Raw genomic sequence first — 9,007 nt, 5'->3', positions numbered from 1 at the left:
GCGGGGAGGAGGCGGGGTCTCGCCCTCGTTATCGCGTTGGCGAGCTACTCCGCCGGTTCCGTCGCAAGCCGTGCCTCGCGGCTGCACACCGCGCGATACCAGGCATAGGAGACAATCGCCATCAGGCCCATCGCCGGGATGATCGTGCCAAAGGCGAAGAGCGGCATGCCGATGGCGGCGGCGATCAGGCCGGCGAGGAAGCCGGAGCCCATCTGGATGAAACCCATGGCGGCCGAGGCGGAGCCTGCGATATGCGGGAAGGGCTCCATGGCGGCCGTCATCATATAGGGCATGACGAAGGCGATGCCGAAGGCATAGAGGCCGACCGGGCCCATGACGCTGAGGAAGGTTGGTGTCTCCAGGAGATGCGAGGCGAGTGCGATGAAGATGCTGGCGACGCCGATGAAGGAGAGACCGGCCGGAACGAGCCGGTCGGGCGCGAATGTGCGCATCAGCAGGCGCACGGCGACCGTGCCGGCGAAGAAGAAGCCGGATTGCATGAGCATGCCGACGCCGAATTGGGTTGGCGTCAGGCCGACGCGGTCGATGAGCACGAAGGGCAGCATGGTCGCCTGGCCATAGAGCGCGCCGACGGCGCCCGCCATGACGAGCGTGGCGGAGACGAAGCGGCTGCTGGTCGCAAGCTCGCCATAGCCGCGCAGGATCGGGCCGATATGGCCCTTGGCCGGGTCAGGCACCGTGGTCTCGCTCATGCAGAAATAGACGGCGCCGCAGGCGGCGAGCGCAAAGCCGACCATCAGGAAGAAGATCGACTGCCAGCCGAACAGGCCGAGCGCGAAGCCGCCGAGCGTCGGCGAGACGGCCGGGCCGATGGCGAGCATCATGCCCACCATATTCATGATGCGGGCGGCCTTGGTGCCGGTGAACTGGTCGCGCACGATGGCGCGCGAGACGGTCATGCCGACGGAGGCGCCGATGCCCTGCACGAGGCGGCCGGCGAGCAGCACGCCGACAGTCGGCGCGAATGCGGCCATCAGGCTGCCGACGAGATAGACGGACATGAAGATCAGCGTCGTCTTGCGCCGCCCGAGCACATCGGACGTGGTGCCGGACACCAGCTGCGCCAATGCGAAGCCGGCGAAATAGAGCGACAGCGTCAGCTTGATCGCCGATTCCGTGGAGGAAAAAGCATGAACCAGCTGCGGCATGGCCGGCGTATAGAGCGCCATGGAGACCGGGCCGAGCGCCACGAGGAAGGCGGCGATGATGCTGGTGCGCCGTTCGCTCATGCGCGGCAGTGTCATTGCGCCAGTTCCTTTACGAGGCTTAGCGCAGCGCTGTCTTCCTCGAGGGCCGACAGGTTGGCGCGCAGCCGCTTCAGTTTTTCGCGCATGGCTTCGAGGTCCTGCTCGCCGATGCCGCTCGTTACATGCTGCATCAGTTCGACCTGTTCGTCACGAATATTTCCGATCAGCACGCCGGCGGTCGGTGTCGTGTAGATCAATTTGGCGCGACGGTCGGACGGGTCGGCGCGGCGTTCGATGAAGCCGAGGCTCTGCAGGCGGTCGAGATAGGTCGAAAGCGTCATCGGCTCGATGCCCATGCGCTGGGCGATGTCGAGCTGGCGGCTGCCTTCCAATGTGGCGATGCGCACCAGGGTGCGCGCCTCCCCCGGCGTCAGGCCGAGACCGGCGGTTGCGATGCGGCGCTCGAAGGCACTGCGGAGCATGCGGGCAACGTCGATGAGGACGAAACCGAGGGCGTCGGGATCGGGTCTTGAGGGCATGATCGCTTTCTGAGTTATGTAAGTTTAACTTACTATGCGCGGCCGGAATGAACAACCGTCAAGCTAGAGCGGTAGCGCATGGCTGCTTTGCGAAACGGCAAATGCGCCCTTGACGAAACCGCTGCTACGGGCTGGAATACCTTGAGATTCAAGGGGATTCCTCATGACCAGCTCGATGCTATTCGGCGCCTTCATGGCTGCTCTGCTCTATGTGCTTATCCCCGGCCCGGCCTTTCTCGCCCTTCTCGGCATCGGAGCGGGGCAGGGCCGCAAGGCTGGCGCGCTTTTCATGGGCGGCCACCTCGCCGGCGATCTCCTGTGGTCGACGCTGGCACTCGTCGCCATTGTCGGCGCCAAAACGATCGGCACGATGGTGTTCGACGTGCTCGGTCTGTTGTGTGGCTTCTATCTCGCCTGGATCGGCTGGTCGGCGCTGCGCGCCAAGCCTCGACAGGACGGAGCCGCCGTGATGACCGTAGAAAAGCCGCTGCGCCGCGGCCTCGTCTTCGGTCTCACCAATCCCAAGGGGTATCCGGTGGCGCTGGCGACCTTCACGGCGCTGCTCGCCGGCTCGTCCAATGCGCTGGATTTCGATGCGCTGCCCGCCTTACTTGGCGTGTCCTTCTTCGGCTTCCTGATGGCGGATATCATCCTGATCGGCATCATCGGCGCCGGAATGGTGCGGCGTTTCTACCGCCGCCATGAGTTGGCGATCGTGCGCATGTCCGGCCTGCTCTTCATGGGCTTTGCCGTTCAGGCCGTCTGGCACGCCGCGCCGGGCCTGTTGGGCTGGCGCAAGCCTTAGGCGACGACAGCGGGAAAGTGGATCGTTACGCGAAGACCACGCTCATTCGCACCGCTTTCCAGCGCCATGGTCGCCTCGAAGAGCGTTGCGATCTCCTCGACGATCGGCAGGCCGAGACCCATGCCGGGGGCATCTCGGTGGTCGCCGCGTGAAAATCGCTGGCGCACGAGGTTGCGGCGCTCGGGCGCGATACCGGGGCCGTTGTCCTCGACGGTCAGCAGCACGGCATCGGCGGCCTGACGCACGCTGACTGTCACCATTGCGCCGTCGCCGGCATAGGCGAGCGCATTCTCCACGAGGTTGCGTAGAAGTTCGCCGAAGAGCAGCGGTTCGGCGTGGGCAAAGGCGGGGCCGTCGCCCTCGTAGCCGAGATCGATGCCGGCTTCGGCGGCCGATGGCACGCGGTCGGCCGTCAGCTGTTGGGCCAATGCCGCGATATCGATCGGGGCCGGCTTCTGCGGCTCGTTGGAGCCGGCGGCATCGATCTTCGCCATCAGCAGGAGCTGGGCGAGGATGCGCTCGGCATGCGCCACGGCGGCATCGCCCTTGCGGGCGGCCTCCTGCGCTTCCTCCAGCGTATTGGCTCGGCTGGCGAGTGCCAACTGGGTGCGGATGATGGCGAGCGGCGTTCTGAGTTGGTGGCTGGCATTGCCGGAAAAGTGCCGGAGCGCATCGAGCGCCGATTGCAGGCGCACCATGAAGGAATTGACGGTCACGACGAGACCCTGCACCTCGCTCGGTACGCGCTGCTCGATCGGGTGCAGGTCGTTCGGATTGCGCTCGGCAATCGCATCGCTCAGCCGGTAGAGCGGGCGCAGCGACACCGTGACGGCGATCCAGACGATGGTGGCGGCACCCGCGATCATCATGGCAAGGCGCAGCGCCGAGCGCAGCAGGATCGCCTGCGCGAGTTGGCGGCGGGCGATGGTGGTCTCGGCCACCGTCACGGCGAAGGGCACGGAATTGATGCCGGTCGAGGCGGAGCGTTGCAGCAAGGCGATGCGGATCGGCTCGCCGCGGAACGTGGCATCCTGATAGGCGGTGGACTGTCCCCGCATGTCGAGGATGGTCGGCAGGGTCTGGTAGCCGGTGATGAACTGGCCGGGCGGCCCATCGACGCGGTAGAACACGCGGTCCTGTGCCGCCGAGGTCAGCATTTCCAGCGCGACGTAGGGAATGTCCACTTCCAGCGCACCGTTTTCCGTCACCACGACGCGCTCGGCGATGGCGAGCGCGGAGCCGGCCAGTACGCGGTCGGAGACGACATTGGCGGTCTTCACCGCCTCGCGCCAGGTATCGATGAGCGCGGCGACGCCGATGACGGCCGTCGAGACGAGCAGCCAGGCGAGCAGGCGGCGGCGCAGCGAGGAGGCGGGAAGGAGGGTCAAGCCGCGCTCGCCTTGTCGAGGTAATAGCCGATGCCGCGGGCGGTGCGCACGGTCAGGCCATGCGGCGCAAGGCGTTTTCTGAGCCGGCTAACATATTGTTCGATGGCATTGGCGGAGAGGTCGTCGTCGAAGGCGGCGAGCGACTGCATGATCGCCTCCTTGGAGACGACTTTTCCCGCGCGCATGAAGAGGATTTCCAGGAGGCCGACCTCGCGGGCCGGGATATCGAGCGGCGCGCCGTCGGCGGAGAAGGTGCGGGAGTTGAGATCGAGCGCGATGGCGCCGTAGGTGATGGCCGATGAGCGCAGGCCGGCCTGCCGGCGCAGCAGCATGCGCACGCGCGCTTCGAATTCCGAGATGTCGAAAGGCTTGATCATATAGTCGTCCGCGCCGAGATCGAGGCCGCGCACGCGCTCGTCCGGCGCGCCGCGCGCCGTCAGGATCAGCACGGCGGCCTTGCTCTGGCGGGCGCGCATGGCGCGCAGCACGTCGAGCCCGTCCATCTCGGGCAGGGTCAGGTCGAGGATGACGAGGTCGAAATTCTCCGACGCGATGGCGGCATCCGCCGAGGTGCCGTCGCGCACCACGTCCACCGCATGGCCCGTGCCCTTGAGGATCGCGAAAAGGCCATCCGCCAGGGCTTCGTTGTCCTCGACCAGTAGAATGCGCAAGCGTGTCGTCCTCCCCGCCAGACCTTAGCCGTGGCGGGCGGGCTTGTGAACGGCCTTGCGCTTTGGCAAGGTCGCGCCATGCGTCTTGTCCTCACCCTTCTCGCGCTGCTTTCCGCGCCGCTCTCCGCTTTCGCCGATGCGACCCTGTTTCTGGCACGCGACGGCAATGCGCAGGCGCCCGTGCTCGTCGTCTATTCCTCGCTCGACGAGCCATTGGCGCGGCCGATGATCCGTGGGTTCCAGGCGGCCAATCCTGATGTCGCCGTGCGCTATGAGGAAATGCTGACCGGCGAGGTGCATGACCGCATCGTGCGCGAGACCGATGCCGGCCAGAAGACAGCGGATTTTGCCTTCTCCTCAGCGATGGATCTGCAGGTCAAGCTCAGCAATGACGGTTATGCCCAGCGCAGCGACCTGCCGATGAGCGACCGCTGGCCGCAATGGGCCAACTGGCGCAACACGGCCTATGCGCTGACCTTCGAGCCCGCCGTCTTCGTCTATCACAAGCCGAGCTTCAAGGGCAGAAAGCCGCCGGCCTCGCGGGCGGAGTTCGTCGACTATCTCAAGAGCGAGGGCGAGAAGGTTTTCGGCCGTATCGGCACCTATGACATCGAGCGCTCGGGCGTCGGCTTCCTCTTCATGGCACGCGACCAGGAACAGTTCGGCGATATCTGGACGGTGATCCAGGCGATGGGTGCGGCCGGCGTCAAGCTCTACTCGACGAGTTCGGCGATCCTTGAACGCGTCGCCGACGGCCGCTTCGTGCTCGGCTACAACATCCTCGGCTCCTATGCCGCCGACTGGGCTTCGCGCGATCCGAATGTCGGCATCGTGCTGCCGAAGGACTATACCGTCGTGATGTCGCGCATCGGCCTTGTGCCGCAGGCGGCGGCCTCGCCGGAACTCGGCCGGCGCTATCTCGCCTTCTTCATGTCGAAGGAAGGCCAGGAAATCCTGTCGCGCGAATTACAGATCGCCGCCGTCAGCCCCGATGTCTCCGGCTCCAACACGGCGCGTACCATGAGCGCGCTGCTCGGCGCGCAGCTGAAACCCGTGCCCGTCAGCCCCGGCCTGATGGTCTATCTCGACCAGGTCAAGCGCGCCCGGCTGATCGCGCGCTGGAACGAGGTTCTGCGCAAGCAATAGGCCGGATTTGCGGCTTTAATAACCCGTTCGGCCTCTCGACAACACGCCGCCGTGCTCCATGTCAGTTAGATGTCAGCTTCTTGTGCTGGTTTAGGGCTCTTCATCGTCCGTGGAGGCGGACGGGAGATCGGGAGGAGACTTCAGCCGACTGTTTTTGCGACCGCGAACCGCAACGTTCGCGCCGCCGCGGCTGCCTATCCCCCGCCATGAAAACGTGCGCGAAAACCGCGCCTGACGGAGGACAGACCTTTGAAACATTTCTTCCTGGCATCCCTTATCGCCGGCGCCATGGCGCTTCCGGCCTTTGCCGCAGACTATACGATCATCGCGCCGGCCGGCCCCGGCGGCGGCTGGGACCAGACGGCCCGCTCGATCCAGACCGTTTTGCAGGATGAGAAGATCGCCGGCAGCGTGCAGGTGACGAACGTTCCGGGCGCCGGCGGCACGATCGGCCTTGCCCAGTTCGCCAGCCAGAACAGCGGCAATCCGAACGCCCTCATCGTCGGCGGCTACGTCATGGTCGGCGCGATCCTCACCAACCAGTCGCCGGTCTCGCTGAAGGACGTGACGCCGATCGCCCGCCTCACCGGCGAGTATGAGGCGATCGTCGTTCCCGCCGCTTCGCCGATCCAGAACATGGAAGACCTGGTCAAGGCCCTGAAGGCCGACCCGGGCGCCGTATCCTGGGCTGGCGGCTCGGCAGGCGGCACGGACCACATCACGGCCGGCCTGATCGCCAAGGCTGCCGGCGTCGATCCGACCAAGATCAACTATATCGCCTATGCCGGCGGCGGCGAGGCGCTGGCCGCCATTCTCGGCAACCAGGTGACTGCAGGCATTTCCGGCTACGGCGAATTCGAAGGCCAGGTGAAGGCCGGCACGCTGCGCCTGATTGCCATTTCCAGCGATGCGCGCATCGAAGGCATCGATGCGCCGACGATCAAGGAAGGCGGCCTCGACGTCGTCGTCCAGAACTGGCGCATGGTGGCGGCTGCTCCCGGCCTCTCGGCCGAGCAGGTGACCGCGATCAACGGCGACATCGAGAAGATGGTCAAATCGGCCGCCTGGAAGGACATACTGAAGACCAAGGGCTGGCAGGATACCTATCTCGCCGGTGACGCCTTCAAGTCGCAGCTCGACAAGGATGTCGCGGCTACCGAAAGCATCCTCAAGGATATCGGGCTCGTCAAATGAGCGAGGTCCCGTCCTCCCAATCGCGAGGAAAGCGCCGCCCTGACCGGGCGGCGCTGGTCATCGGACCCGCGCTCCTCATCGTCGCCGCCGTGATCTGGTGGGATGTCGCCCGCATCACCGCCGTCAGCAATGTCGCGCCGATCGGCCCCGCCACGGTGCCGCACTGGATCGCGATCGGCCTTGTGATTCTCGGCATCTGGACCATTTTCGAAGCCTGGCGCGGCGATTTTCCGGTGCGCGAGCCCGTTGCCCGCATGCCGGTCATGTGTCTCGTCGCAGGCCTCGCCGCGCAGATGCTGCTCCTCAAGCCGGCCGGCTTCTCGATCGCGACGGGCCTGCTCTTCGCGCTCACCGCCTGCGGTTTCGGCCGGCGCAAGCTCTGGGCGACCATCCCCATCGGCATCGCGCTGTCCTTCGTCGTCTGGGTGATCTTCGCCAAGCTTCTGCAGCTATCCCTGCCTGCTGGGCCGCTCGAACGCCTGTTTTTCTGAAGGGGCGACAGACCATGTCGACATTCGAATTCTTCCTGCAAGGCCTCGCCGTCGCAGCCCTGCCGATGAACCTGCTCTATGCGCTGATCGGCGTGACGCTCGGCACGGCCGTCGGCGTGCTGCCCGGCATCGGCCCGGCGCTCACTGTGGCGCTGCTGTTGCCGGTCACCTACAAGCTTGACCCGGCCGGCTCCCTCATCATGTTCGCCGGCATCTACTACGGCGGCATGTATGGCGGCTCGACGGCGTCGATCCTGCTCAACACGCCCGGTGAAAGCGCCTCGATCGTCACGGCGCTCGAGGGCAACAAGATGGCGCGGGCGGGGCGCGGCGGACCGGCGCTTGCGACGGCTGCCATCGGCTCCTTCGTCGCTGGCCTCATCGCCACGCTGGCGCTCGCCTTCATCGCGCCGTTCATCGTCAAGCTCGCGCTGGTTTTTGGGCCGCGCGAATATTTTGCGCTGATGGTGCTCGCCTTCGTGACGGTCTCCTCCGCTTTCGGCGATTCCACGTTGCGCGGCCTGACCTCGCTGTTCGTCGGCCTGACGCTGGCGATCATCGGCATCGACCAGCTGAGCGGCCAGACGCGTCTCTCCTTCGGCATTCCCGACCTTCTCGACGGCGTGGAAGTGACGACGCTGGCGGTTGCGATGTTCGCCATCGGTGAATCGCTCTACATCGCCTCCAAGGGCGATTCCGAGCCGGACAAGATCGAGGCCGTGAAGGGCTCGGTCTGGATGAATGCGTCCGATTGGGCGCGCTCGTGGAAACCCTGGCTGCGTGGCACCGCCATCGGCTTCCCGATCGGCGCCATGCCGGCCGGCGGCGCGGAGATCGGCACGTTTCTCTCCTACGCCACGGAAAAGAAGCTGAGCAAACATCCGGAAGAATTCGGCCACGGCGCCATCGAAGGCGTAGCGGGTCCGGAGGCGGCCAACAACGCATCGGCCGCCGGCACGCTGGTTCCGCTCTTGACGCTCGGTCTTCCGACCTCGGCGACCGCCGCCATCATGCTCGCCGGCTTCCAGCAATACGGCCTGCAGCCGGGGCCGCTACTGTTTGCGACCAATCCGCAGCTCGTCTGGGGCCTCATCGCCAGCCTGCTCATCGCCAATTTCATGCTGCTGGTGCTGAACCTGCCGCTGATCGGCCTGTGGGTAAAGCTGCTCAGCATCCCGAAGCCCTGGCTCTATGCCGGTATCCTGGTCTTCGCGACGCTCGGCACGATCGGCGCCAATCCGTCGGTCTTCGAACTCGGCATGCTCTTGGCTTTCGGCCTGCTCGGTTTCGCCATGCGGCTGTTCGGTTATCCGATCGCGCCTGTCGTCGTCGGGCTCATCCTGGGGCCGATGGCCGAGCAGCAATTGCGTCGGGCACTGGCGATCAGCCAGGGTGACGTGACGGCCTTGTTCATGTCGCCGATCGCCGTCCTGCTTTTCGGCCTCGCCTTCCTCGCCGTCGCCGTACCGCTTATCCTGCGCGCCCGCGGCCGAGGTGAAGTTCTCTCGCAGCTTGCGGCCAACGAGGACTGAGTCTTTCCCAGAGGTGCTGAAACAATGCAGGCC

9 protein-coding genes are annotated in these 9,007 nt (G+C 65.7%); 5 read left to right on the top strand and 4 right to left on the bottom strand.

Annotated features, from left to right (window positions below; genetic code table 11):
* Nucleotides 1-44: 44 nt before the first annotated feature.
* Nucleotides 45-1,265, bottom strand: a complete 1,221-nt coding sequence (locus tag ACOZK4_RS25245) for a multidrug effflux MFS transporter (RefSeq protein ID WP_421594425.1) — start codon at nucleotides 1,263-1,265, stop codon at nucleotides 45-47.
* A complete protein-coding gene (locus tag ACOZK4_RS25240) occupies nucleotides 1,262-1,747 on the bottom strand; it encodes a MarR family winged helix-turn-helix transcriptional regulator (RefSeq protein ID WP_421594424.1) in 486 nt (161 codons plus the stop codon). The genes ACOZK4_RS25245 and ACOZK4_RS25240 overlap by 4 nt, the downstream gene beginning before the upstream one ends.
* A 163-nt stretch (nucleotides 1,748-1,910) precedes the next feature.
* On the opposite strand from ACOZK4_RS25240, the gene ACOZK4_RS25235 reads away from it, so the two are divergent.
* The gene (locus ACOZK4_RS25235) at nucleotides 1,911-2,552 is read left to right on the top strand and encodes a LysE family translocator (protein ID WP_421594423.1); all 642 of its coding nucleotides are present in this window, start codon (nucleotides 1,911-1,913) and stop codon (nucleotides 2,550-2,552) included.
* Here the strand turns inward: ACOZK4_RS25235 and ACOZK4_RS25230 are convergent.
* On the bottom strand, nucleotides 2,549-3,940 hold the full coding sequence (locus ACOZK4_RS25230) for a sensor histidine kinase (protein ID WP_421594422.1): 1,392 nt from the start codon (nucleotides 3,938-3,940) through the stop codon (nucleotides 2,549-2,551). The two genes, ACOZK4_RS25235 and ACOZK4_RS25230, sit on opposite strands and share 4 nt — an antisense overlap.
* Entirely contained in the window at nucleotides 3,937-4,611 is a 675-nt protein-coding gene (locus ACOZK4_RS25225; RefSeq protein WP_117371275.1) for a response regulator, read from the bottom strand. The genes ACOZK4_RS25230 and ACOZK4_RS25225 overlap by 4 nt, the downstream gene beginning before the upstream one ends.
* A 78-nt stretch (nucleotides 4,612-4,689) precedes the next feature.
* Between ACOZK4_RS25225 and ACOZK4_RS25220 the strand changes: the two genes are divergently transcribed.
* From ACOZK4_RS25220 to ACOZK4_RS25205, 4 genes are all read left to right on the top strand, one after another.
* Complete coding sequence (locus ACOZK4_RS25220; protein ID WP_421594421.1) at nucleotides 4,690-5,757, top strand: ABC transporter substrate-binding protein; 1,068 nt, start codon at nucleotides 4,690-4,692, stop codon at nucleotides 5,755-5,757.
* Between the two features lie 249 nt (nucleotides 5,758-6,006).
* The gene (locus tag ACOZK4_RS25215; RefSeq protein ID WP_421594420.1) at nucleotides 6,007-6,951 is read left to right on the top strand and encodes a Bug family tripartite tricarboxylate transporter substrate binding protein; all 945 of its coding nucleotides are present in this window, start codon (nucleotides 6,007-6,009) and stop codon (nucleotides 6,949-6,951) included.
* Entirely contained in the window at nucleotides 6,948-7,442 is a 495-nt protein-coding gene (locus ACOZK4_RS25210) for a tripartite tricarboxylate transporter TctB family protein (RefSeq protein ID WP_421594419.1), read from the top strand. The genes ACOZK4_RS25215 and ACOZK4_RS25210 overlap by 4 nt, the downstream gene beginning before the upstream one ends.
* 14 nt (nucleotides 7,443-7,456) lie before the next feature.
* Nucleotides 7,457-8,974: a tripartite tricarboxylate transporter permease gene (locus ACOZK4_RS25205; protein ID WP_421594418.1), complete on the top strand. Its 1,518-nt coding sequence runs from the start codon at nucleotides 7,457-7,459 to the stop codon at nucleotides 8,972-8,974.
* The last annotated feature ends 33 nt before the right edge of the window (nucleotides 8,975-9,007 follow it).

The sequence above is a fragment of the Shinella sp. M27 genome (genome assembly GCF_049199905.1).
In the GTDB taxonomy this organism is placed as follows: domain Bacteria; phylum Pseudomonadota; class Alphaproteobacteria; order Rhizobiales; family Rhizobiaceae; genus Shinella.
This window is presented reverse-complemented; position numbering and strand designations above follow the sequence as displayed.

Coding starts and splice junctions, on each gene's coding strand:
- ACOZK4_RS25245 (WP_421594425.1), bottom strand. CDS start 1,265: ATGACACTGCCGCGCATGAGCGAACGGCGCACCAGCATCATCGCCGCC.
- ACOZK4_RS25240 (WP_421594424.1), bottom strand. CDS start 1,747: ATGCCCTCAAGACCCGATCCCGACGCCCTCGGTTTCGTCCTCATCGAC.
- ACOZK4_RS25235 (WP_421594423.1), top strand. CDS start 1,911: ATGACCAGCTCGATGCTATTCGGCGCCTTCATGGCTGCTCTGCTCTAT.
- ACOZK4_RS25220 (WP_421594421.1), top strand. CDS start 4,690: ATGCGTCTTGTCCTCACCCTTCTCGCGCTGCTTTCCGCGCCGCTCTCC.
- ACOZK4_RS25210 (WP_421594419.1), top strand. CDS start 6,948: ATGAGCGAGGTCCCGTCCTCCCAATCGCGAGGAAAGCGCCGCCCTGAC.
- ACOZK4_RS25205 (WP_421594418.1), top strand. CDS start 7,457: ATGTCGACATTCGAATTCTTCCTGCAAGGCCTCGCCGTCGCAGCCCTG.